The organism is Flavobacterium sp. (assembly GCF_039595935.1).
In the GTDB taxonomy this organism is placed as follows: domain Bacteria; phylum Bacteroidota; class Bacteroidia; order Flavobacteriales; family Flavobacteriaceae; genus Flavobacterium.
On sequence record NZ_JBCNKR010000004.1, the window covers coordinates 1,493,760 to 1,518,941 of the forward strand.

The following is a 25,182-nucleotide window of genomic DNA, read 5'->3' on the forward strand; positions in this document are numbered from 1 at the left end:
ACCGAAATCAAAAATATGACAACAATAACCGCTTCAACTACTTTTCAAAATAGAAAAGCAGCATTAGAAAAAGAACATAAAGCACTAATCGAACAAAAAAACACACCGGAAGAAAATGCCGGAAACGGGATTTACGAACGTTATAAAAATCCTGTTGTTACTGCAGCTCACGTTCCGTTGAACTGGCGTTTCGATTTAAACGAAAAAACAAATCCGTTTTTGCAGGAACGAATTGGCGTAAATGCTGCTTTCAACGCTGGAGCAATGAAATGGAACGGAAAATATCTTTTGGCAGTTCGCGTTGAAGGAATCGACAGAAAATCATTTTTTGCTATTGCAGAAAGTCCAAACGGAGTTGATAATTTCAAATTTTGGGACAAACCGTGCGTGATTCCACAAACAGCAGAACCAGACACAAACGTCTACGATATGCGTTTAATTAACCATGAAGACGGCTGGGTTTACGGCATTTTTTGTACCGAAAGAAAAGATCCAAAAGCTCCAAAAGGCGATACAAGTTCGGCTGTAGCCAATGCCGGAATCGTGCGTTCGAAAGATTTAGTAAATTGGGAAAGATTACCGGATTTAATTTCAAATACCGGACAACAGCGAAATGTAGTTTTGCATCCGGAATTCGTAAACGGAAAATACGCTTTATATACACGTCCGCAAGATGGATTTATTGATGTTGGAAGCGGCGGTGGAATTGGTTTAGGATATGTTGACGATATGACAAATCCGGTTGTAAAAGAAGAAAAAATCATCTTCGGGAAACAATATCATACCATTTATGAATTGAAAAACGGTCTCGGTCCTGCCCCTATCAAAACAGAAAAAGGCTGGTTACATTTAGCACACGGCGTTCGTAATACGGCAGCCGGATTGCGCTACACACTATATATGTTCATGACCGATTTAAATGATATTTCGAAAGTGACACACGTTCCTGCAGGACATTTTATGGGACCGGAAGGAATTGAAAGAGTTGGCGACGTATCAAACGTATTATTTTCAAATGGATGGATTGAAGATACTGACGGAACAGTTTATGTATATTATGCATCATCAGATACAAGAATGCATGTTGCCGTTTCGTCTGTAGAAAAATTAGTTGATTATGTGACTAATACTCCCGCAGATACTTTTATTTCTGCAGGTTCTGTAGAAACGATCATTAATCAAATTGAAAAAAATAACGCAATTTAAGACACCGTGCCAGCAAAACTAAAGCAGCTTAAATCTGAATTAAAAACTGAACTTGATTCTATTTTTAATTATTGGACAAAGCATACCATTGATAACGAAAATGAAGGTTTCATTGGTCAGATTGATTTTAACGATCATGTAATTGCCAATGCCGAAAAAGGTTCTGTTTTAAACGCCAGAATTCTTTGGAGTTTTTCATCAGCTTATCAAATCACAAAAAAAGAGAATCATAAACAAATTGCCGAAAGAGCTTTTGAATATCTTTCAAAATATTTTTATGATCCAGAATTTGGAGGTATATTTTGGAGTATCAATGCTTATAAAACACCAAAAGATACTAAAAACCAAATCTATGCTTTAGCTTTTGCTATTTATGGTTTAACCGAATATTATGCGATTTCAAAAGATGAAAAAGCTTTAGAAATTTCCAAAAATTTATATTTCAAAATTCAGGAGCACAGTTATGATCCTGTAAATAAAGGCTATTTGGAAGCTTTTACACGCGACTGGCAGCCCATTGAAGATTTGCGTTTAAGCGATAAAGATGCCAACGAAAAAAAGACAATGAACACGCATTTGCATATTATTGAAGCTTATGCGAATTTGTATAAAGTATGGAAAGATGAAACGCTTCGAAAAAACAGTATTGAATTATTAGAAACAATCGAAAAATATTTCATCAATACCGAAACCGGACATCTTAGTTTATTTTTTGATGAAAACTGGATCGAAAAACCGGACGTGATTTCATATGGACACGATATTGAAGCAGCGTGGCTTTTATTGCAATGTGCTGAAGTTTTAGAAGATGAAAATCTGATTGCAAACTATAAAAAACACGCCGTTCAAATGACCGAAGTTACCAAAGAAGGTTTGGATTCTGACGGAGGTTTATGGTATGAATTTGATCCTGAAAAAAACGAATTAATTGCAGAAAAACACTGGTGGGTTCAGGCCGAAGCTTTGATTGGTTTTTACAACGCGTATCAATTAACCGGAAATGAAGAGTATCTTGAAATTGTTTTTAAAAACTGGAAATTTATTCAAAAACACATTCTAGATCTTAAAAACGGAGAATGGTTTTGGGGCGTTTACCGTGATTATTCATTAATCGAAAAAGACAAAGCCGGATTTTGGAAATGTCCGTATCATAACAGCCGCGCGTGCATGGAACTCATTCAGAGAATAAAAGATTAAATTCTTTTTTATTATAAATCAATGTATTGTATTAAAAATATTGCTTATGAAAACACTTTTTCTTTTTAGTTTTTTATTTCTAACTACAATTACAAACGCACAAGGAAATCTTGTCAAAAATCCCGGTTTTGAATACGAATTTGTAAACTGGCAGGGCGGCGAAACAGCTTATATAACTCCTTATGATAAAAAATCAGGGAAAAACTGCGCTGCCATCAATCAATATGTGGGTGCAGAATGGAAAGCTGTTGATCAAATTATAAACATTCCGAAAAATATTTATGCACTGGAATTCAGTATTTGGATAAAATCTGAAAGTATCGAAGAACAAAAAGAAGCCTACAAAGCCGGTGCGGCAATTGCAGAGTTTACGACTTCTTCTGATAAAAAAATTACAGCAGAAACTTTTGCACAAGTAAAAGGCACAACCGATTGGACGAATTACAAAAAAATCGTAAAAGTTCCTGCCGATGCTAAAAAAGTCCGCATTATGCTTGCTCTTGCACAAACAAACGGCACTATTTATTTTGATGATGTAAAAGTTACCACTCTTTCAGAAGAAGAGTTTTTAAAACAAAATCCTGAAAAATAAGAGATGAAAAAAACAATATTAAAAATAGCCTGCATTAGTTTATCAATTCTTGCCTTTGCAAGCTGTTCGTCAGACAAAGAAACCGAAGAAGAAGTTGTAATAGTCAATCCGCCAACGCAAAGTGATCCCTTAACAACTCAAAATGCAGCAACTTATATGGTTGATGCAAGCGCGACTAAAGAAACTGTTGCTTTATTTTATAATTTAAAAAAACTGGCACAAACGAAAGTTGCCATTGGTCAGCAAGACGCCTTTAATGGATTCTATCAGGATGCCGGAGGAGATTCTGACATCAAAAAAAACACGGGTTTTGATCCTGCAGTTTTAGGCTCAGATTTTATGTTTATTACCGATAAAAACAATAACAATCAGGCCGATAACTGGTTTTATCAACAGGAACTAAAAATCACAAGCGATGTTAAAGCCGCTTACGCGAAAGGCATAATCAACACTTTCAGCTGGCATATCAGAGAACCTTTTAAAGATGAATCTTTCTATGCAGCAGATATGTCTGCACAAGAAAAAGCAACGGCTTTTAAAAGTATTTTACCAGGCGGAACGAATCACGAATGGTACAAGAAAAAACTGGATAAAGTAGCAAGTGTAGTTTTAAATTTAAAAGGCTCAAACGGAGAATTGATTCCGATAATTTTCAGGCCGTTTCATGAATTCGACGGAAGCTGGTTTTGGTGGGGCGCAAATTTCTGCACAGCCGATGAATACAAACAAGCATATCAATTTACGGTTGATTATTTAAAAAATACAAAAGGCGTTCACAACATTTTATACGCTTTTTCTCCAGACAACTCATACACAACAGAAGCCAGTTATTTAAGCCGATATCCGGGCGATAAATATGTTGATATTCTGGGAATGGATAATTATGGGGATTTCAACAATCAAGGCACAACAGGTTCTGGCAAAGCCAATGCTAAGCTGAAAATAATCTCTGATATTGCTAAAACGAAAGTAAAAATCGCAGCCTTAACCGAAACAGGTTACAGAGTTACAAGCTCAATTCCGCCAGTTACAAACTGGTTTTCAACTTATTTATACGACGCTTTAACAGCAAATGATATTCAGGTAAGTTATGTAATGTTCTGGAACAACAACAGCGACGGATATTATGTTCCGAATGGTTCGGTTTCGAATGCAGCAGATTTTAAAACCTTTAGTACCAAAACAAAATCGACATTATTAAATTCCCTGCCAAAAATGTATGAAATGCCGAAATAACACTGCGCTTGGATGGCACACGGATTATACAGATGAAACAGATTTTCACGGTTATTTTATAAACAATGTAAATAATAAAAAAATCTGCTTTCATCTGTTTAAATCAGTAAATTCAGTGTGCCATCTCACCCACAACTAAAAAATAAACAATGAAAAACATATTTCTAAAAAACCTCAGCTTTGCTTTAATTTTCTCCGTAATTGCTTGTCAGGCGCAGGAAAAAATCACCGTAAAAGGAAACCAATTTTATAAAGGCGACAAACCATACGCTTACATTGGTACCAATTATTGGTACGGAAGTTTACTGGCTTCGAAAAAAGTTGGCGACCGAAAAAGACTGCTTCGCGAGCTAGATTTGATGAAGAAAAATAGAATAGACAATCTAAGAATTTTAGTTGGAGCTGACGGTGGAAAATACGATTTTACAGTTCGTCCGGCGCTGCAATACGAGCAGGGAAAATACGACGAAGATTTACTGGACGGACTTGATTTTCTCATAAATGAAATGAGTAAACGTAAAATGTATGCCGTTTTGTATTTGACAAATAACTGGGAATGGTCTGGCGGAATGTCACAATATTTAGAATGGAATGGAAAAGGTGCTATTCCGGTTCCGGCAATTCCTCCTAATACGTGGCCACAGTTTATGTCGTATACAGAGCAATTTCATAGTTGTGAACCTTGCATGAAAGCTCTGGAAAATCATGTAAAATTTATCATCGGCAGAATAAATTCGTATTCTAAAAAGAAATATACCGAAGACAATACCATTATGGCTTGGCAGGTTGGAAATGAACCGCGAACTTTTACGCCGGAAAACGAAAAAAAATTCACAGTTTGGCTAAATAACATTGTCGATTTGATTGACAGCTTAGACAAAAACCACTTAATCTCGACTGGTTCTGAAGGCAAAAACAGTTCAAATGACAGTATGGAAATTTTTGAACGCACGCATCAGAATCCAAACATCGATTATTTGACAATGCATATTTGGCCAAAAAACTGGAATTGGTTTAAAGCAGATAATGCCGAAAAAACGCTTCCAACTACTTTAGAAAATGCCGGAAAATATATTGATGATCACATAAAAGTGGCAAATAATTTAAAACGTCCGATTATTATTGAAGAATTTGGTTTGCCAAGAGAAAATGAAAATCTAATTGCAGGATCTTCTGTCGTAAATCGGGATATTTTCTACAATTACATTTTTGGCCGAGTTGCCGAAAGTGTAAAAAATAATGGTCCGCTGCAAGCTGCCAATTTCTGGGGATTTGGAGGCGAAGGAAAAGCGGTAACTCAAGATGGAAAATGGAATCCGGGCGATCCGCTAACTACAGATCCGCCGCAGGAACCGCAAGGTTTGAATTCTGTTTTTTCTTCGGATAAATCGACTTTAGAGATTGTAAAAAAATACAATTTACAATTCAAAAAATAAATGAAATCATATCAAATTGTATTCTTTGTTTTTTCTCGATGATTGATAAAAAAAATTCTCTTAATAAATGGACTAAAGTCCAGCTCTACAATATAATTTGTTCCTTCGGAACTTTAAAAGAGCCTTTGGCTCGATCTATATTGTAGGGTTGGACTTCAGTCCAGTTTTGTTTAGATTATGTAATGCAAATTAAGCTAATATCTTCTCAATCGCATTCAATTCATCATGCGTAAATTCAGTATTTTGCAAACAATCAATATTATTGCACAATTGTTTTACAGAACTTGCACCAATTAAAACCGATGTAATTCGTTTGTCTTTTTGAAGCCACGCCAAAGCCAATTGTGCTAAAGATTGATTTCTATTTTGCGCAATTTCGTTTAATTGAATTAATTTCTGAATTCTTTCCTGCGTCACCTCATCTTCTTTTAAATGTCCGTTCGGATTATGCGCTCTTGAATTTTCCGGAATTCCGTTTAAATATTTGTCTGTTAAAAGTCCTTGTGCCAAAGGTGAAAATGCGATACAGCCTACTCCTTTTTCTTCTAAAACGTCCAATAACCCGTTCTCGACCCAGCGTTCCAACATTGAATATTTCGCCTGATGAATCAAACATGGCGTTCCTAATTGTTTTAAAACATCAACCGCAACACTAGTCTGCTCTGCCGAATAATTACTGATTCCTACATATAAAGCTTTTCCGCTTCTAACAGCGTGATCCAGTGCCATCATAGTTTCTTCAATAGGCGTTTCCGGATCTGGACGATGGGAATAAAAAATATCTACATAATCAATACTCATTCTTTTCAAACTCTGATCTAAACTTGAAAGAAGATATTTTCTCGAACCCCAATCACCATAAGGCCCTTTCCACATGGTATAACCGGCTTTTGTCGAAATTACGATTTCATCACGCAGATTTCCCTGAAAATTATGCCATAATATTTTCCCGAAATTTTCTTCAGCAGAACCCGGAACCGGGCCATAATTATTGGCTAAATCAAAATGGGTAATTCCTTTGTCAAAAGCTTCAACGGCAATACTTTCGGCATTTTCAAAATTATCTACCGAACCGAAGTTGTGCCATAATCCTAAAGAAATTTCAGGCAGTAATAATCCGCTTCTGCCACATCTGTTATATTCCATTGTTTTAGTTTAAGGGTTGGAGTTTTAATAGAAATTAAAAATACAAAAAAACTCCCGCAGATTTTGCTGATTTGGGAGATAAAAAAAAAATCTGCCAAATCTGCCAGAGAAAAATTTTCCTGTAATTAATCTTGCAAAGTCGTAGAGCCGCAAAGTTTAATTTTAAAAAAAAGTTTCAATAGTGTACAGCTTTAGCTGGATGAAATTATAAACACAATCAAAAGGGCTTTAGCTAAATAAGCTAAAATTATAATTGACTTTAATTTTGTAAATTTGTATAAATTATAAAAATTATGAATAATAACTGGCAAAATTTAATTTCAATAAATCCTGATATAAGATTTGGTAAGCCTGTAATTACAGGAACCAGAATTTGTGTTTCAGATATCCTTTCATGGCTTTCGACAGGAATGTCTTTCGATGAAATTATTGAAGATTTTCCTGAATTAAATAAAGAACATATTCTTGCTGCTTTGGCTTTTGCAGCTAATAGAGAAAATATCACAAAAATAATTGCGGCATAATGAAACTGCTTTTAGATGCCAATATTTCGTGGAGAATAACAAAACTTATTGAAAATGATTTCCCTGCTTGTTTTCATTCTAAAGATATTCCTGTAAATCAACCTGCAAAAGATTTAGAGATTTGGGAGTATGCTAGAAAAAACAATTTTACCATTCTCACGCATGATGATGATTTTGAAAAATTATTACTTCTTAAAGGAGTTCCTCCAAAAGTAATTATTTTAAAGACTTTCAATAAAAACACAAAACAAATAGCAGAACTTCTTATCTCAAAAAAAGATATTATAGAATCATTTATTCTAAATGACGAATTAATGATTTTAGAAGTTTATTAAAAGAAATCGCTACAATTTCACGAACTTTCAAACAATTAATTCGTGAATTCGTGGCGAAAAAAAAACTTTGCGACTCTGCGACTTTGCGAGATTAAAACTTTTATTCTTTTATCTCAAAACCACTCTGCAAACCTTTATCCGAGCTTCCTCCAACCATAATTTTAAAAGTTCCAGGTTCAACTAAATAATTCCCTTCGTTATTATAAAAACCAAGTTCTTTATCCGTTAAAGTAAAGTTTACCGTTTTAGTTTCTCCTTTTTTCAAATTTACCAATTCAAAACCTTTCAATTCTTTTATCGGACGAACAATACTTGCGTATTCATCATGAATGTAAAGTTGTACAACTTCTTTTCCATCATAATTTCCAGTATTTGTAACCTCAACACTAATCTGAACTTTTTCTCCTTTCGCAAAAGCAGTTTTATTTACTTTCAGATTTTTATAATCGAAAGTTGTGTAACTCAATCCAAAACCAAACGGAAATTGAGGCGTTTTCTCCACATCCATATAATGTGACCAGAAAACATTTTTATCACTATCTGCTGGTCTTCCTGTGCTGTATTTGTTATAATAAATTGGAACTTGACCTACATTTCTAGGAAACGACATAGGCAGTTTCCCACTTGGGTTATAATCTCCATATAAAACCTGTGCAATCGCATTTCCTGACTGAGTTCCTAAATGCCATGCTTCAACAATAGCCGGAATATTTTCTGCAGCCCACGGAATACTCAACGGGCGACCGTTATTCAAAACCAAAACTACATTTGGATTTACTTTATAAATTTCTTCTAGTAATTCTTGTTGTAAACCTGGTAAATTTAAATCTGTTCTACTTCTTCCTTCTCCGCTTTGAAAACCGTATTCACCTAAAACCATTACGACAACATCTGCATTTTTTGCAGCAGTTTTTGCCGCTTCAAATCCGCTTTTGTCTGTTGTATTGAAAACCGTTTCTGTTAAGAAAGTTGCTTTTTGTTTCAATAAATCAACTCCTTTTTCAAAAGTCAATTGATTGTCTTTGTATTGCTGCATTCCTTCTAAAACTGATACCGCAGTATTATCATCAGCGGCAATTCTCCAGCTTCCCAATGGACTATTTTTATCGTTTGCTAAAGCACCAATCAAAGCAATTTTTTGTCCTGATTTTTTTAGCGGAAGCAAATTCTTTTCATTCTTTAATAATACAATAGATTTTTTCGCCATGTCTAAAACGCCTTCGTTATTAGCTTTACTTCCAACAACTTCTTTCTCACGTTTTTCATCACAATATCTATACGGATCATCAAATAAACCCAATTCAAATTTCACACGAAGAATTCTTCGAACAGCATCATCAACCAAAGATTCTTTTACTTTTCCAGATTTTACCAAATCAACCAATTTTGCTACATATAAATACGATTCCATATCCATATCAGAACCAGCAATAACAGCTTTTGCCGTTGCATCGGCTTCGTCTTTTGCATATCCGTGTGCAATCATTTCGCGAATCGAAGCATAATCTGAAATCACAAATCCGTCAAACTTCCATTTTCCTTTTAAAATATCTCTTTGTAAAAAAGCATTTCCAGTTGCCGGAACGCCATTTAAAGTATTAAACGAATTCATAAATGTACGAACTCCGGCTTCTACAGTCGCTTCAAACGGAGGTAAAACAGAATTGTACAATTTAGAATTACTGATATCTACAATATTATATTCCAATCCTGCCTCAACATAACCGTAAGCTGCAAAGTGTTTTGCACAAGCCGCAATCGTATTTACTTTAGCTAAATCAGCAACTGTTTCTCCCTGAAAACCTTTTACTCTGGCATAACCCACTTTACTTCCCAAATACGGATCTTCTCCCGCGCCTTCCATCACACGTCCCCAGCGTGCATCATTTGCAACATCTACATTTGGCCCAAACGTCCAGTTTATTCCAGATGCCGAAGCTTCATCTGCTGCAATCGCCGCCGATTTTTTAATCGCTTCTAAATCCCAGCTTGCTGCTTCTGCCAACGGAATCGGGCTTAACGTTTTATAACCATGTATTACGTCAAAACCAATAATTAACGGAATTCCTAATCGTGTTTCTTCAACCGCAATTTTCTGTACGGTGCGAACTTCTTTTACACCGCGAACCGTCAGCATCGAACCAACTAAACCTTTTCTTAAATGCTCATATTTCAGTTCTGCAGTTCCGCCTTTTGGGGCAGGTCCCGTAACATCCCAAAAACCATTATATTGGTTCATCTGCCCTACTTTTTCTTCCAACGTCATTAACGGTAAAAGCAAATCGATTCTTTGCTCAACAGTTTTATTTTTATCCAAATACGGCTTTTTTTGTGCATTCATATTTCCAACGGTAAACAGGGACAAAACCCCAATAATTATTATTTTTTTATTTTTCATGGTTAGATAATTTAGTTTTTGGGCGTGTCCCTCCGGGTCGGGCTATCCGTTGCAAGTCCTCGCTCTTCCTTCGTCAGGCTGTGGGCTTTCCACTTCTATCCCTACGCAAATCGGTTTCAAAAGAGCGTTTTTGTTTTTTATTTTTCATCACACAATCTTGTCATTCTGAGGAACGAAGGATCTTCGTTGGTTATTCCGTAACGACGCTTCAATCTTTGTAGAGTTACTTGCTAAGATTCTTCGTTCCTCAGAATGACAAAAAAGACGTAAAATAATCTAAAATCTACATTCTAAAATCTAAAATCAAATCACTCTGTCGTAAAACAAGAAGCAGGTAAATTAGCCTTATTAAACAAATCAGACTGCGTGGTATTTCCCCATGCAAATCTCACTTTTGCAGGGTTTGGCACTTTTTTACTTATCAAAATCACCTGATTATTTTTGATTGAAGCTTCTGCAGGAACAAAAACTCCATCAGCTCCGGCGACTTCAAATTGATTCGAAATTTTGTTTTTAAAGTACAATCCGTCAGCATAATCAAAAGAAACGATTACTTTGTTTTTCTCAATTTTTATTTCTTTAAAAAGCGGGCCATTAACCAAATTTGAATTCACTTTATAAACTTCGGCTAAAGCCAGATTTGCCAGACGAATTCCGACTGATTTTTTATTCTTTGGATGAATATCAATCGTATCCGAAATATCCGAAGTCAAAACCATTCCTGTTTTCGGAATTTCTTTTAAAATCTTTCTTTGAGAATTTCTAACCGTTACGTTTGAGAAATTATTTGTTCCTGTTTTATAAGGTGCAATTTGAACGAAATAAAAAGGAAATTCGTCATTCCAGTTTTTTCTCCACGAAGTAATTAAGGCGCCTAAAGTTTTATCATAAACCAAAGAACCAACATTTGATTCGCCCTGATACCAAATTGTTCCTGCAATTTTAAAACCTACAATTGGAGCAATCATAGCATTATAGGCACGTCCGGGTTGGTGCGGACCATATTCTTGTTCGCTTAGTTTTTTGGCATTTTCTAATAAAATGGGATTGTTTTGGATAACTTCTTCCGGCATCCAGATTTCTGCAGGAGTTCCGCCCCAGTTGGAAGAAATTAAACCAATTGGAACATTTTTTAAATCTTCGCGTAAACGTTTTGCAAAAAAGTAGCCAACGGCGCTGAAATATTTCATAGTTTCCGGAGTCGATTCAACCCAATTTCCTAATACATTATTCTGCGGACTTGTCGCTGTAGATTTAGAAACGGTAAAAAAACGGATATTCGGATTTGCAGCATTTTTTACTTCTTCATCACCATTTTCGATTCCCCAGCTTGCCGACATTTCCATGTTGGATTGTCCGGAACAAATCCAGACTTCACCAATTAAAATATTTTTTAAAACAACTTCATTATATCCTTTTATTGAAATTATATAAGGTCCGCCTGCTTCGGGAGTTTTAATGGTAAGTTCCCATTTGGCCAGATTGCTTGCAACGGTTTTATATTCCTGATTATTCCAGCTTGAAACTAACTTTATTTCTTCTTTCGGATTTGCCCAGCCCCAGATTTTTACTCCAGAATTGCGCTGTAAAACCATATTGTCTCCAAAGATATTCGGAAGCGTAACATTTGCCGTTGCTGAAAAGCAAATCATTAAAAAGAAAACGAATAGTAAATTATTTTTCATTTAAAAGCTTTTTTAAAAATGGAGCATATTGATCGGCCATAACTTTTTCATCTGCCACATCCGGATGACCTAAACAACCTTTTGGTGTCATGGGTTTAAATTTGAAAATCTGAATGGGTTTGTGCTGTTTATCTTCCGCGAAAGCGTTTTTTACTTTATTCAGACAATCTTCAAAAACAACTGCTCTGTCTCCGCCAACCATTGGGCTGTTTGTAATTACAATCTGAGCATTTGGATTGTGTTCGTAGAGCATTTTTATAAAGTTGATGTAATTCGAAACATATTTTTCGGGATTAAAAGGCAGGCGTTCTTTCTTTCCATCTCCGCCAGAAAAATCATTTGTTCCTAAAGCAATGCTGATAATATTGGGCTGAAAAGCAAAATCGTATTTAGGTTTTGACGGATCTTTTGTCAAATAAAGATTTTGATAGATATCCGGCATTATGGCTTCGTCTTTATTTTCATCGTTCCAGTTTCTGTAAATTCCAATTCCAGAAACGCAGCTCATCAAATAATCAGCATTAATTTCTCTGGCCGCACTTGGTCCGTATGCGTAATAACCGTTATGATGATCCATATATTCACCTTCATTACATGGAATATCAGACGAATCGCTGGCCGCTCCGCAAGTAATGGAATCGCCGATAAACTCAATTTTCTTTTTCTTTTTAGACGAAATTGACGTCAGTTTTGCAGTTGTTCCGGCAAAGAGAATATTACCACTTTGAGCTTCGGTATTTTTATAGATTTCTAAATGATGTTCTTTTTTGTTTGAAGTGATTTTTATTGGAAATGATTGTACTGAACCTTTTTCAATTTTGATTTTTCCAATATATTTTCCATCCAAAACCAGCTGAACATAATTATGATGTTCGTATGAATCAACGCTTTGAAGTGAAATTGAACATTCATTTCCTGTAAAATTAAAAGATACAGAAGATGCGGTTCCGATTAAAATAACCTGATTGTTTTGAAGTTTATCAACTCTTCCGTTATAAAGAAAAGTATTTTTATTTTGCGATGTCGAAATAATCGAAATCAGCAAAAACAAAATTAAAAGTGCATTTTTTTTGAGAAACATAATTTATCTGTTAAAATATAAATACGATTCGCAAATATATTTGAAATGAACCAGACAAAAAGATACTAAAACATCAAAAAGTAATAAAAAAACACCACATAAACACATCGTTTAATTGCTAATTCTTACAATTTATAATGCATTTAAAAAATAACCGGCTATTTTTATCGTTTAAATATTTTCTTACTTATAAAAAATGAAAACCTACTTTTCAGTCATCTTGATTTCTTTTATTGTTTTTTCTTCTTTTACTTTTAAAGAGAAAAACAAAATTCTAATTCAAAAAGAACAATCTTCAATTGATCGGGATTCTATTATTGTTTTTGCCAAAAAATATTTGGGAACTCCTTATTTATATGCGAGCAGCAACCCGGAAAAAGGTTTTGACTGTTCTGGTTTTGTGAGTTATGTTTTTAAAAATTTTGGAATGACTTTACCGAGAAGTTCCAGCGGATATAAAAATTTAGGAACGGCATTAAAACCCGAAGATTTTAAGGTTGGAGATATTTTGGTTTTTTATGGCTATAAAGACAAAACCGTTATTGGTCATCTTGGTATAATTTGCGAGGCCGACGGAATGCGTTCTAAATTTATTCACGCTTCTTCAGGAAAAGCACAGCAAGTTACTATTACTTCACTTGATACAGAACATTATACAAATCGTTTTTATAAATGTATTGATGTAATTTCAAAATAAAAAAGCTCCAAATACGCAATGTATTCAGAGCTTTCCACTTTATAACTAACCTTATTTTTAAATAACTGTCCCCTTTAAAGTAAGTATTTTTGGAGTTGTTTCAGCACTTGTAGTAACTGTAACTGTTTTTGTAAAAGCACCTTTGTTTGCTGCATTGTAAGTTGCAGTAACTTTTGCAGATTTACCAGGCTGAATTGGTTCTTTTGTATAATCTGTCGCAGTACAACCGCATGATCCCTGAACTTGTGTAATTACAACGGCTGTTTTTCCTGTGTTTTTAAACTCATAAACAATTGCTTTTGGTGTTCCTTGCGGAATTTGTCCCACATCGATTGTTTCAGCTTTCCAAACAATTGTAGATTCTGCTGTCGAAACTTTTGTTTCAGAAACTAATGATTTTACCGGAGCAATTGCTGAAAAAGACATTAGGCTTAAAGCCAAAACCAGCATAGAAATTTTAATGATTTTCATAGTTAAATATATTAATGGTTTATAGTTCGAATTTTATATTACAAAGATATTTCAGACAAAAAGAAATCGCTGTTAAGCGGTTTCAAATGTTTGTTAATGACTTGTTAATCGCTGTTTTTAAGTATATTTTTGATTAATATTACACTCTCAAAAGTCTGTTTTCTTGAAAATTAATAAACTCAATAGTATTATCGTTTTAGGTTTGGTCGCCATTATCAGTATTTTGGTGGCGCAATTGCTTTGGACGAAAGAAGCTTTTACGATAGAACAAAAAAAGCTGAGCCAAAAGGCACATATTGCACTTCTTGAAGTGGCTAAAAAATTGTATGAGGGAACGAGCCACGAACTACCGGCGCAAAGTCCGGTACAGAAAATTTCGAATGACTATTATATTGTAAATGTTGATAATGAATTTGAGCCTGATATTTTAGAATTTTATCTAAAAACAGAATTCAAAAAAATGAATATTACGACCGATTTTGAATATGCGATGTACAATTGCCAGAGCGATGAAATGATTTATGGCGATTATATTTCGTTATCGAAAAAAAAATCGGAATGTAAAAAGACGGTTTATTTCCCGAAGCATAAAAATTTAGTCTACTATTTTGCGGTTCGTTTTCCGAATGAAACGACTTATTTATTTAGTTCGATGCGCTTTTGGTTTGTGCTTTCAATTATGTTGATTTTGATTTTATTGATTTACGTTTATTCGATTTTTACGCTTTTACAGCAAAAAAAATATTCTGAATTGCAGCGTGATTTTATCAATAATATGACGCATGAATTTAAAACGCCTTTGTCTTCTATTTTAATTGCTTCGAAATATTTAAGCGAACAAAACCCGATTAAAGAGGATAAAAAACTGCATACTTATACGGAGATTATTATCAATCAAAGTAATAAACTGAATCATCATGTTGAGAAGATTTTAAATATTGCAAAATCAGATCATACGCCTTTAGAATTAAAAAAAGAACCGGTTTTAATTGTTCCGATTATTGAAGAAGCAATTGAAAATATTCAGCTTAAATATCCAGATGCTATTATTAATATTGAAAGTTCGTCGAAGGAATTTTTATTAGAAACTGATGTTTTTCACTTTGGAAATCTGGTTTATAATCTTTTAGATAATGCAGTTAAATACTGCAATAAAAAACCCGAAATTACGATTAAGATTGTAGAAGAAAATTCAACTTTAAAATTAGAATTTATCGATAACGGAATTGGGATTTCTTCTAAAAAATTATCTTATATCTTTGATAAGTTTTACCGTATTCAAAACGAAAAAAGTAATGAAGTAAATGGTTTTGGTCTTGGTTTATATTATGTAAAAGAAATTTGTAATTTACAGAACTGGAAAATAAAAGCCGAAAACAATACTGAAAATGGAGTTACTTTAACTTTGTCAATTCCTTATAAAAAATGAAAAATTTCAAAATACTTTACACAGAAGACGACGAAACGTTAGCGTTTTTAACCAAAGATAATCTGGAGCAGAATAATTATGAAGTTATTCATTGTACCAACGGAAAATCTGGTCTGGAGGTTTTTAAAAATGAAGATTTTGATATTTGCATTTTTGATATAATGATGCCTAAAATGGATGGTTTTCAACTGGCTGAGGAAGTGCGGAAAATCGATACTGACGTGCCTATTATTTTTCTTTCGGCAAAAACTTTAAAAGAAGATCGTATAAAAGGGCTTCGTCTTGGCGCTGATGATTATTTGGTAAAACCTTTTAGTATTGAAGAATTAATTCTGAAAATTGAAATTTTCCTGAAACGTTCTCAAAAAAATAATAAGATTGAAAAATCGGTTTATGAAATTGGTAAATATCAATTTGACACCAAAAATTTTATTCTTTTTAATGATGAAGAAAAAGTAGGTCTTACACAACGAGAAGCCGAATTGTTAAAGCTTTTCATTGACAATAAAAATCTGGTTTTAAAAAGAGAACAAATCCTAACGGCACTTTGGGGAACTGATGATTATTTTATGGGAAGAAGTCTTGATGTTTTTATTTCGAGACTGCGTAAAATTTTATCTAATGAAAAGGGGATTTCTATAGAAAATCTGCACGGAATTGGGTTTAGATTTTCGATTCAATAATTACAAAGTGTATTCTTTCAAATAATCACAATTCTGTTAAAAATAAAGAATAATCTGTAAATAGATTTTCAAAAATCTTTGTATTTTTAAAGTTCTAATTTTCTTAGATATGAAAATACATCATTTGCGAAATGCTACATTAGTAATTGAGACAGAGGAGCATGTTATTCTAGTTGACCCGATGCTAGGGAAAAGAAAAACTATTGCGCCTTTTACTATTTTCCGTTATAAGCCAAAACGAAATCCGCTTGTGGCTTTGCCAAAAAACAGCAGAGATATTTTAACCAATGTTACCCATTGTTTAATTACGCATTTACATCCCGATCATATCGACAAAGCAGGAGAAGTTTTTTTAAGAAGAAAAAGCATTCCGGTAATTTGCAGCGCAAAAGATGAAAAAGTGCTCTTACAAAGAGGTCTTAATATTGTACAAACTTTAGAGTATTGGGAACCTCAGCCTTTTTTAGGCGGAAGAATCATTGGTATTCCTGCCCGACATGGTTACGGCTGGATTGCAAAATTAATGGGAAATGTAATGGGTTTTCACATCGAACTTCCTAATCAAAAATCAATTTATATTAGTTCTGATACTATTTTTACAGATGATGTTCAAAAAGCTTTGATTGAACTTAAACCGGATATTGCAACCGTTGCCTGCGGTACTGCCAGATTAGATATCGGTCAGCCTTTATTGATGCGAATGAATGATATTATGAAATTTACAACACTCGCTCCTGGAAAAGTTTTTGCGAATCACCTTGAAGCTTTAAATCATTGCCCGACAACTCGTGAAGAATTAAGAAAAGCTTTGACTGAAAATAATCTTTTATCAAAAGTTGCCATTCCTAGTGATGGAACTAGTGTAGATTATTGATTTATAAAACTAATAACCCAAATTCTCGCAAAGTATTGATGGGTTTTGAATACCAGAATAATTCAAAATCTTCTAAAGAAGCCTGATTTTCGAAATCATTTTTGACTTCTTGAAAAGTATAATTTTTAGTGTTTGAAATTGAAATTTTGCTCAAAATATCAATTAACCATTCGCCTTCTTCCTTACTGGTTTGGATTGTGAAACTTTCTTTTTTATCGTGAAAAGTCAGCGACATCATTTCCCAGCTTCTTCCTTTTTTTGATTTGGTAAAGATTTCTACCGAAGGTTTTCCGCCAAGCCAGACTACTTTTGCATTTGGTTTTGTGCTGAAATCATTTTGTTCTTCGAGCGCATTAAAAATAAAATCGGGATGGATTTTTGTTTTCGGAATTTTGAAATCGAACCAATCCTGCAGTTCATAATCAAAACAAATTCCGTGCATGAAATTGAATAGCGATTTCTTTAATCCGAAGCTGAATTTATCATGATTGATTCCTGTTGAATCTGTGTATTCAATATCATTATTGGCAAAAGTTCCTATTAATTCTGTTTTTTTGGTAACACCAAATTGCTCCGGATATAATCCAACTGGACTATGAGCTGTCAATGCAAATTGATGCCAAAATCCTGACTGTAAAACTCCAGCTTCAAACAATTGACGAACCATTTCAAGACTGTCAACTGTTTCCTGAATGGTTTGTGTTGGATATCCGTACATTAAATAAGCGTGAACCATAATTCCGGCTTCGGTAAAATTTCGGGTTACTTTGGCGACTTGTTCTACGGTTACACCTTTATCTATTAATTTCAATAATCGATCTGAAGCCACTTCTAAACCTCCCGAAACCGCAATGCAACCTGAAGCTTTTAGCAATAAACATAAGTCTTTAGAAAAGCTTTTTTCGAATCGAATGTTTGTCCACCAGGTTACGGCTAGTTTTCTTTTTAAAATTTCAAGAGCCAGTGCACGCATTAAAGCGGGCGGCGCGGCTTCATCAACAAAATGAAATCCGTTTTGACCTGTTTGCTCGATCAATTCTTCCATTCGGTCGCAAAGTAAACTTGCCGCTACGGGTTCGTAAACTTTAATATAATCAAGCGAAATATCGCAGAAAGTGCATTTTCCCCAATAACAGCCGTGCGCCATTGTGAGTTTATTCCAGCGTCCGTCGCTCCACATTCTGTGCATTGGATTTACAATTTCGATAACCGAAATATATTTATCCAAAGGCAGATCTGAATAATCCGGAGTTCCAACTTGTGATTGTTTGTAATCGTGTTTTAGTGAATTATTTTTATAGACAACTTCTCCATTTTCTAATAAAAATGTTCTTTTGAAATGCTTCTCGTCCCTCGACTCGGCTCGGGATGACAAATTTTCAACCAGTTCTTCAATAGGAACTTCTCCATCATCTAAAGTAATAAAATCAAAAAATTCAAAAACTCGTTTATCTGAAAGTGAACGCAATTCGGTATTCGGGAAACCACCGCCCATTGAAATTTTAATTTCGGGATGGTTTTGTTTTACCCATTGCGCAGATCTGAAAGCACTGTATAAATTCCCCGGAAAGGGAACAGAGATTAAGAATAATGTTGGTTTTACAGCCTCGATTTTTTCTTTTAAAATAGAGATTAAAATCAAATCGATATAAGTTAGCTCTTGCTGTAAAGCGTTGTATAATTCATCAAAAGAATTGGCGCTTCGGACTAAACGTTCGGCATATCGGCTAAAGCCAAAATTTTCATCGACACATTCTACAATAAAATCCGAAATATCTTCGAGATATAAAGTTGCTAAATGTTTTGCTTTATCCTGAGTTCCCATGGTTCCGAAAGCCCAATCAAGTTCTTCCAACTGTGCAAAACGAGAAGCTTCGGGCAGAAAATCTTCCTGACAAATCTGCAATGCCAATGTTGGATTTTTCCCTTGCAAAAACTGAATAACAGGATCAATTGTTTTAATATATTCATCCTGCAAAGCAAAAATTCTTTTACAGTTGTCAGTTTCTGGTTGTTGGTTGATAGATTGAAATAAATCAGTCAAGCCTTTCTTTGAAAACAATTCTAAAATCACATCAATTCCCAAATCAGCCTGAACTGATTCTATATTTTTTGTATTTAGAAAACCTTTTATATACGCCGTTGCCGGATACGGTGTATTCAGCTGCGTAAAAGGTGGTGTAATTATAAAAAGTTTCGTTTTCAAAAGGATTTATTTTTCTGCAAAAATACGGGATATTGGGGACTTTTTCAGGAAAAGATTTTATTCGTCTAAGTTTCGTTTTTTAAATTTTCTTTTGTAGATATTTAATTACATTTGCCACAGCCAAATTATTAAAATGAAACATAAATTACTCTTTATCTTTTTATTATTTTCTTTATTAACTAATGCTCAGGAAAACTGTAATAATGGTATTGATGACGATGGTGACGGAAAAATAGACTTAAATGACAGTGATTGCATTTGTAATAAAACAACTTCTATTTTAGTAAATCCATCTTTTGAAGAAAAAACAAATTGCCCATATAATTTAAACGATTTAAGTGCGGTAGTTTCATGGGTAAAAGGAACACAGCCTTCGCCTGATTATATGAATTGTGAAAAACAAAATGCAATTTACAATAAACAACTTCAAAATTTTCCTGATGGTGATGGAATAATCAGGGCTGAATATAAAAATAGCAGAAAAGAATACCTTGCAACTAAATTACTAACTCCTTTAATCGCAGGAACAAAATATCAATTAAAATTAAACATCGCTACGTTAACCAGTATCTATATAGATGAAAGTAATAATAAAGATTTTGATTTTAACTACTTAGAACCTGTTAATATTACCCTTTTTGGATGTAGTAATCGTGATAATTTACCATTATACACCAATTCAAGTCCAGATACTTTTGATCCAAGCTGGATTGAGATTGGTCATGTAACCTATCAGCCTCAATCTGTATGGGGAGAAATCACCATGTCTTTTACTCCAAGTGTAAACATAAATTCAATAATGCTGGGGCCGCCTTCAGGGAAATTACCGCCATTATTTGACACATTAGAAACCCTGTCATTTCTTTACGACAATTTAATTTTGAACACTTCAGAAAATTTTGGCGTAACTATTTCTGAAACAGGATCTTTTTGTAATGGTAATTTACAACTAACTGCGAACATTACTAAAAACCTAAACTCAAATACCACCTATCAATGGTATAAAGATGGAATTGCTATAAATGGAGCAACAAATAAAACTAATTCCATATCATCGATACCATCTAATATTGGAGCTTATTCAGTTAAAATAACGAATGGAAATACTTGCTTTGTGAGTTCAAATTTCACGATAAATAATTCGCTTTTAAATCCCGAAACAATTGTCGTTCAACCTAACTGTAATAATACTAAAGGAAGCATAACTGTTAAAGAAACTGGTTTAAATTATAGTTTTGATAATGGCAAATCCTGGCAGACCAATCCTGTTTTTATTCCAACTGGGCCAGGAAAATATTATGTTAAAACTAAATCCTCCGCTGGATGTATTTCATCACCTTCTATTATAACTATTATTGATCCAGTATTATTGGACAGACCTTCATTTTCAATTGTACAGCCAACATGCAATACTAATGGCAGTATCACTATTACAACTCCCGGATCACAATATAGTTTTGATGATGGATTAACCTGGAATACGAATTCTACAAAAGGCAATTTACCGGCAGGAAATTATAACATTAAAATTAAAAACAATTTAGGTTGTGAGTCTTATTCGCAAAACGTATTACTTTTTATTCCTCATTTAGATTTCCCTAAATACACCTTTACAGTTCCGAGCTGTACTTCTGGAGGGAGTATAACTATTACAACGCCTGCATCTGAATATAGTTTTGATAATGGAGTCACGTGGACAACAAATCCAACTGCAACAAATCTGCCTTCAGGTTATTATTCTATAAAAATTAAGGATCAAAATGGATGTGAATCCAATACTCCTCATGAATATATTTATTTGAAAAAGTTTTATGCTCCTTTTCCAAAAGTAAGATCGGTTGCACCTTCTTGTGCAAATTTAGGTTCTATAACTATTTTAACTACTGCAGCTGAATATAGTTTTGATAATGGCATAACATGGACAACAAATCCTAAAGCGATAAATTTGGAATCTGGAACTTATGCAGTAAAAACTAAAAACAGCCTTGGCTGTGAAACTGAGCCATTATATATTTATCTGAAACCTTATTTTCTTCCTACCCCGACTTATGCAACTGTACAATCTACCTGTACTACTAATGGAAGTATCACAATTACAACTCCTGCAGCTGCTTATAGTTTTGATAGAGGGTTAACCTGGACTACAAATCCAATAATGACAGTACCTACTGTTTTTTCGCAATATTTTATTTCTATAAAAAATGAATTCGGCTGTACATCAGATCCTCAATACGTATATATGAATCCCGAAATTATTACTGGGGACACTAAATATGTAATAAATAAGCAAGTAACATGCGACTCAGGTGCAAGTATAACTATTACATCGCCAGCCGAAGAATATAGCTTTGATGATGGTCAAACTTGGTCTACAAATCCCACGGCTGTAAATTTAAAAGCTAGTGATTATTATTTAAAAACAAGAAACAGCAATGGATGCATAACTTACCAAACAAGGGTTTCTATCTATGATAATTATTTAAGTTTTCCAACTTGTTCGGTTGTCCAGCCTGAATGTAATAAAAAAGGAAGTATTATAATTACTACTCCGGCTTCATTTTACAGTTTTGACGGTGGAATAACCTGGGGAACAAACCCAGCAAAATCTAATTTAGAAGAAGGTAATTATTATGTTGTAATAAAAAATGCAGAAGGTTGTACTAGTTTACCGTTTTATATCCATCTTTTTCCATTTTATCTTCCAATGCCATTCTTAGACATTACTCAGCCTACTGTTTGTGGCGAAAATGCTACTGGAAGTATCACAATAAGAACTAAAGCTGATTTTTACAGCTTTAATGATGGAGCAACATGGAGCACCAATCCTACGGCTGAAAATCTTCCTGTTGATTCTGAGTATCGTATAAAAATCAAAAACAGCGATGGTTGTGTTTCAGAAAGCATCTATATTAATTTCATACCATTTGACCTAAGAAATGCGGAGTATACTTATACAAATCCAACTTGTAATAAAGGAGGAAGTATTACTATCACAACTCCAGCCCCATTTTACAGCTTTGATGGCGGACAAACTTGGGGAACTAACCCAACCGCTTTAAATTTACCTCCAGGTTTTTATTATCCCAAAATCAAAAATGAATTCGGCTGTGTCTCCCCAACTTATTATAGCGTCAATTTTACAGAACCAAAATTAATCTACCCTGATGTAACAGTTACTCAGCCTAAATGTGGATCACCGGGAAGCATTACAGTAAATACTCCTGCTGCTCAATATAGTTTTGACGGCGGAAGGACATGGAGTAACTCAAATAAAGTTTTGAATATTCCAGCATCGATTTACGCTGAAAATTACTATATTATGATAAAAGACGAAACAGGCTGCGAGTCTTATCAGTCCGTTATAGGTATTCCCGCTATATTCATAGAAACACCTGAATACACAACAACAGAACCAACATGCGAGAAAGGCGGAAGTATTTCTATTGATCCGATTGGAGATGAATATAGTTTTGACAATGGAATGACGTGGACTAAAAACCCGGTTTCTACTGATTTAGACGAAGGAACTTATTATATAATATTGAAAAATAAATTTGGATGTCAATCTTATCCAAAAGCGGTTAATATATCCCGATTCTATTTGGATGAACCTTCAATTACGTTGACTCAGCCTAATTGCGAATCTTTAGGAAGTATTAAGTTTACTTCACCAGCATTTGAATACAGTATTGATAATGGGGAAAACTGGAGTTCAAATCCTGTCTTTTCAAATTTAAAAGCCGGTGATTATTATTTAATAATTAAATCAGCATTAGGATGTGAATCCAGCCCTAAATTACTTACTCTTACCGATCCAGATCCTGCTGCTCAGGCACCTGGCATTTTAATTCAACAGCCAAGCAGCTGTACATCTTCAAAAGGAACTATTACGGCAGTATCAACAACTGCTTATCAATATAGCTTTGACAACGGAATAAACTGGACAAGGAATAATAAGGTAACAGGATTGGATCCTGGAAATTATTTTGTTAGAGTAAGAAATAGTGCTGTAGCCTGTCCTTCTCCTGCTATTAAAGTAACAATCCATCCTCCGTTAGATGCAATAACGAATCCTTCTTATACATCTATCCAGCCCACAAGTTGTACTAATCCCTTTGGAAGCATCACAATTTTAACTCCAGCTTCAAAATATAGTTTCGATAATGGAATTAGCTGGCAAACCAGTACAGTTTCTGGCAATTTAACTATTGGAACTTATAAAATTAAAATTCAGAATTCAGCTGGTTGTATATCTGATCCCGTTACTGTTCAGATAAATCCACCAGCAGATTATCCTTTTCCTCCTTCATATAATACTATTCAGCCAAATTGTAGTGATAATAAAGGAAAAATAAATATTCTTTCTAATGCTTCAGAATATAGTTTTGATAATGGAATAACATGGACTAACAATCCAGCTTCAGGATCTCTGGAGCCAACTGAATATTATCTAAAAATCAAAAATTCCAGCGGCTGCATTTCAGAAAGTACAAAAGTGACTATAGTGCCTTTTATCAATTCTTTACCAGTACCCGGAGTTTTAAATTCAATACAAACTTTCTGTGTTGAGCAAAATGCAACGTTAAATGAAATTCAAATAACTGGGCAAAATATAAAATGGTACAGTAATCTAACTGGAGGAACAATTGTACCTGCTACAACAGTTGCTCAGGACAAAGCCACTTATTACGCATCGCAAACTATAAATGGCTGTGAAAGTGAAAGAGTTCCTGTAAAAATCAACATTCAGGTTACTTATCCTCCAACAGGAAATGCAAATCAGTCTTTTTGTTCAGCACAAAATGCAACCATTGCTGATATTCAAGTTACAGGAACATCAATAAAATGGTATGATGCAGTAAATAATGGGAATTTATTACCTGAAACCACAAACCTTGTGAATGGACGTACCTACTATGCTTCTCAAACAGAAAATAATTGCGAAGGTCAAAGGCTAGGAATTACTGTTTCGATTGTTAATACACCTTCGGCACCAGCTGCAAACGGAGATCAATCTTTTTGTAAAAATGAAAATGCAACATTAAGCAGCATCCAAATTTCTGGGCAGAATATAAAATGGTACGATACTAATTTTTCAGCTGCCAGCCTGCCAATTACTACTTTATTAGAAGATAACAGAACCTATTATGCTTCGCAAACTATTGGCTGTGAAGGTAACAGAACGCCTGTTTTAGTTCGTGTTTATGACACTCCGCTCCCAACAGGAAGCAGGAATCAGCAATTTTGTATTGATGAAATTGCTACTATAGAAGATCTTATTATTACTGGCACAAACATAAAATGGTATGATGCAGCTGTAGGCGGAAACATTTTAAATGGAACCGATTTGTTACAAAGCAATACCTATTACGCATCGCAGACATTGAATAACTGTGAGAGTCAAAGACTTGCTGTTACGGTAAAAGTTCAGGATACTCAAAACCCTATTGCTGATTCTCCACAGGTGTTTTGTATTCAAAAAAATGCTTCTATTCGTAATATTGAAGTCACCGGACAAAATATAAAGTGGTACGAAAACAGTTCTTCAAACATAACATTATCAGAATCTACACCTCTGGAAAATGGAATTATTTATTACGCTTCGCAAACTATCAGCAATTGCGAAAGTGATCGAATTCCAGTTTCGATAACTATTCTTGAAGAAACAATTGGCGATTGCATCAATTTTGTTGATGAACTTCCTTTTCCTAAATTCTTTACTCCAAACAATGATAATTTCAATGATTACTGGACGATTGATCCAGCTTATTTAGCTCCAGGTACAGAAATCAAAATTTTTGATCGTTATGGAAAATTAATTAAAGAACTAGCTCCGGGTACTTCATGGGATGGAACATATCTTGGTTTTCAAGAGCCCGCATCTGATTATTGGTTTGTTGTTAAACGTTTAAACGGAGCCGAATTTAGAGGGCATTTTAGTTTAAAAAGATAAATTAAATTTCAATTATAAATTGATATTCTTAAA

18 protein-coding genes are annotated in these 25,182 nt (G+C 34.2%); 12 read left to right on the forward strand and 6 right to left on the reverse strand.

What is annotated here, in order from left to right; translation table 11 throughout:
* Positions 1 to 15: 15 nt before the first annotated feature.
* The 5 genes from ABDW27_RS06485 (at position 16) to ABDW27_RS06505 (ending at position 5,667) form a co-directional block, all read left to right on the forward strand.
* The gene (locus tag ABDW27_RS06485) at positions 16 to 1,206 is read left to right on the forward strand and encodes a glycosidase (protein WP_343695134.1); all 1,191 of its coding nucleotides are present in this window, start codon (positions 16 to 18) and stop codon (positions 1,204 to 1,206) included.
* Between the two features lie 6 nt (positions 1,207 to 1,212).
* On the forward strand, positions 1,213 to 2,403 hold the full coding sequence (locus tag ABDW27_RS06490) for an AGE family epimerase/isomerase (protein WP_343695135.1): 1,191 nt from the start codon (positions 1,213 to 1,215) through the stop codon (positions 2,401 to 2,403).
* A 46-nt stretch (positions 2,404 to 2,449) separates the two neighbouring features.
* Positions 2,450 to 2,995, forward strand: coding sequence for a hypothetical protein (locus ABDW27_RS06495; RefSeq protein WP_343695136.1), 546 nt, complete (start codon positions 2,450 to 2,452; stop codon positions 2,993 to 2,995).
* A gap of 3 nt (positions 2,996 to 2,998) precedes the next feature.
* Positions 2,999 to 4,231: a glycosyl hydrolase gene (locus ABDW27_RS06500; RefSeq protein WP_343695137.1), complete on the forward strand. Its 1,233-nt coding sequence runs from the start codon at positions 2,999 to 3,001 to the stop codon at positions 4,229 to 4,231.
* Positions 4,232 to 4,380: 149 nt separating this feature from the next.
* On the forward strand, positions 4,381 to 5,667 hold the full coding sequence (locus ABDW27_RS06505; RefSeq protein ID WP_343695138.1) for a beta-mannanase: 1,287 nt from the start codon (positions 4,381 to 4,383) through the stop codon (positions 5,665 to 5,667).
* A gap of 189 nt (positions 5,668 to 5,856) precedes the next feature.
* Here ABDW27_RS06505 and ABDW27_RS06510 read toward each other — a convergent pair whose 3' ends face one another.
* Positions 5,857 to 6,813 carry an aldo/keto reductase gene (locus ABDW27_RS06510; RefSeq protein ID WP_343695139.1) on the reverse strand — a complete coding sequence of 319 codons (957 nt, stop codon included), beginning with the start codon at positions 6,811 to 6,813 and terminating at the stop codon, positions 5,857 to 5,859.
* Between the two features lie 293 nt (positions 6,814 to 7,106).
* Here ABDW27_RS06510 and ABDW27_RS06515 point away from each other — a divergent pair, with 293 nt between their 5' ends.
* Both ABDW27_RS06515 and ABDW27_RS06520 read left to right on the forward strand, forming a co-directional pair.
* Positions 7,107 to 7,337 (forward strand): DUF433 domain-containing protein, encoded by a 231-nt coding sequence (locus tag ABDW27_RS06515; RefSeq protein ID WP_343695140.1) that lies wholly within the window; start codon positions 7,107 to 7,109, stop codon positions 7,335 to 7,337.
* Complete coding sequence (locus tag ABDW27_RS06520) at positions 7,337 to 7,672, forward strand: DUF5615 family PIN-like protein (protein WP_343695141.1); 336 nt, start codon at positions 7,337 to 7,339, stop codon at positions 7,670 to 7,672. Before ABDW27_RS06515 ends, ABDW27_RS06520 begins: the two co-directional genes overlap by 1 nt.
* A gap of 100 nt (positions 7,673 to 7,772) precedes the next feature.
* On the opposite strand, the gene bglX is transcribed toward ABDW27_RS06520, so the two are convergent.
* The 3 genes from bglX to ABDW27_RS06535 all read right to left on the reverse strand — a co-directional run bounded on the left by bglX (position 7,773) and on the right by ABDW27_RS06535 (position 12,836).
* Complete coding sequence (bglX, locus tag ABDW27_RS06525) at positions 7,773 to 10,070, reverse strand: beta-glucosidase BglX (RefSeq protein ID WP_343695142.1); 2,298 nt, start codon at positions 10,068 to 10,070, stop codon at positions 7,773 to 7,775.
* 308 nt (positions 10,071 to 10,378) lie between these two features.
* The gene (locus ABDW27_RS06530; protein WP_343695143.1) at positions 10,379 to 11,755 is read right to left on the reverse strand and encodes a sialate O-acetylesterase; all 1,377 of its coding nucleotides are present in this window, start codon (positions 11,753 to 11,755) and stop codon (positions 10,379 to 10,381) included.
* Complete coding sequence (locus tag ABDW27_RS06535) at positions 11,745 to 12,836, reverse strand: GDSL-type esterase/lipase family protein (RefSeq protein WP_343695144.1); 1,092 nt, start codon at positions 12,834 to 12,836, stop codon at positions 11,745 to 11,747. Before ABDW27_RS06535 ends, ABDW27_RS06530 begins: the two co-directional genes overlap by 11 nt.
* A 196-nt stretch (positions 12,837 to 13,032) precedes the next feature.
* Here ABDW27_RS06535 and ABDW27_RS06540 point away from each other — a divergent pair, with 196 nt between their 5' ends.
* Positions 13,033 to 13,533, forward strand: a complete 501-nt coding sequence (locus ABDW27_RS06540; RefSeq protein ID WP_343695145.1) for a C40 family peptidase — start codon at positions 13,033 to 13,035, stop codon at positions 13,531 to 13,533.
* A gap of 57 nt (positions 13,534 to 13,590) precedes the next feature.
* Here ABDW27_RS06540 and ABDW27_RS06545 read toward each other — a convergent pair whose 3' ends face one another.
* A complete protein-coding gene (locus tag ABDW27_RS06545) occupies positions 13,591 to 14,004 on the reverse strand; it encodes a DUF1573 domain-containing protein (protein ID WP_343695146.1) in 414 nt (137 codons plus the stop codon).
* A 163-nt stretch (positions 14,005 to 14,167) separates the two neighbouring features.
* On the opposite strand from ABDW27_RS06545, the gene ABDW27_RS06550 reads away from it, so the two are divergent.
* The 3 genes from ABDW27_RS06550 to ABDW27_RS06560 all read left to right on the forward strand — a co-directional run bounded on the left by ABDW27_RS06550 (position 14,168) and on the right by ABDW27_RS06560 (position 16,990).
* Entirely contained in the window at positions 14,168 to 15,433 is a 1,266-nt protein-coding gene (locus ABDW27_RS06550; RefSeq protein WP_343695147.1) for a HAMP domain-containing sensor histidine kinase, read from the forward strand.
* Complete coding sequence (locus ABDW27_RS06555; RefSeq protein WP_343695148.1) at positions 15,430 to 16,116, forward strand: response regulator transcription factor; 687 nt, start codon at positions 15,430 to 15,432, stop codon at positions 16,114 to 16,116. The genes ABDW27_RS06550 and ABDW27_RS06555 overlap by 4 nt, the downstream gene beginning before the upstream one ends.
* 109 nt (positions 16,117 to 16,225) lie before the next feature.
* Entirely contained in the window at positions 16,226 to 16,990 is a 765-nt protein-coding gene (locus ABDW27_RS06560) for an MBL fold metallo-hydrolase (RefSeq protein WP_343695149.1), read from the forward strand.
* A gap of 1 nt (position 16,991) precedes the next feature.
* Here the strand turns inward: ABDW27_RS06560 and ABDW27_RS06565 are convergent, their stop codons facing one another.
* A complete protein-coding gene (locus ABDW27_RS06565) occupies positions 16,992 to 19,196 on the reverse strand; it encodes a radical SAM protein (protein WP_343695150.1) in 2,205 nt (734 codons plus the stop codon).
* A gap of 133 nt (positions 19,197 to 19,329) precedes the next feature.
* On the opposite strand from ABDW27_RS06565, the gene ABDW27_RS06570 reads away from it, so the two are divergent.
* Positions 19,330 to 25,149, forward strand: a complete 5,820-nt coding sequence (locus ABDW27_RS06570) for a T9SS type B sorting domain-containing protein (protein ID WP_343695151.1) — start codon at positions 19,330 to 19,332, stop codon at positions 25,147 to 25,149.
* Positions 25,150 to 25,182 lie beyond the last annotated feature (33 nt).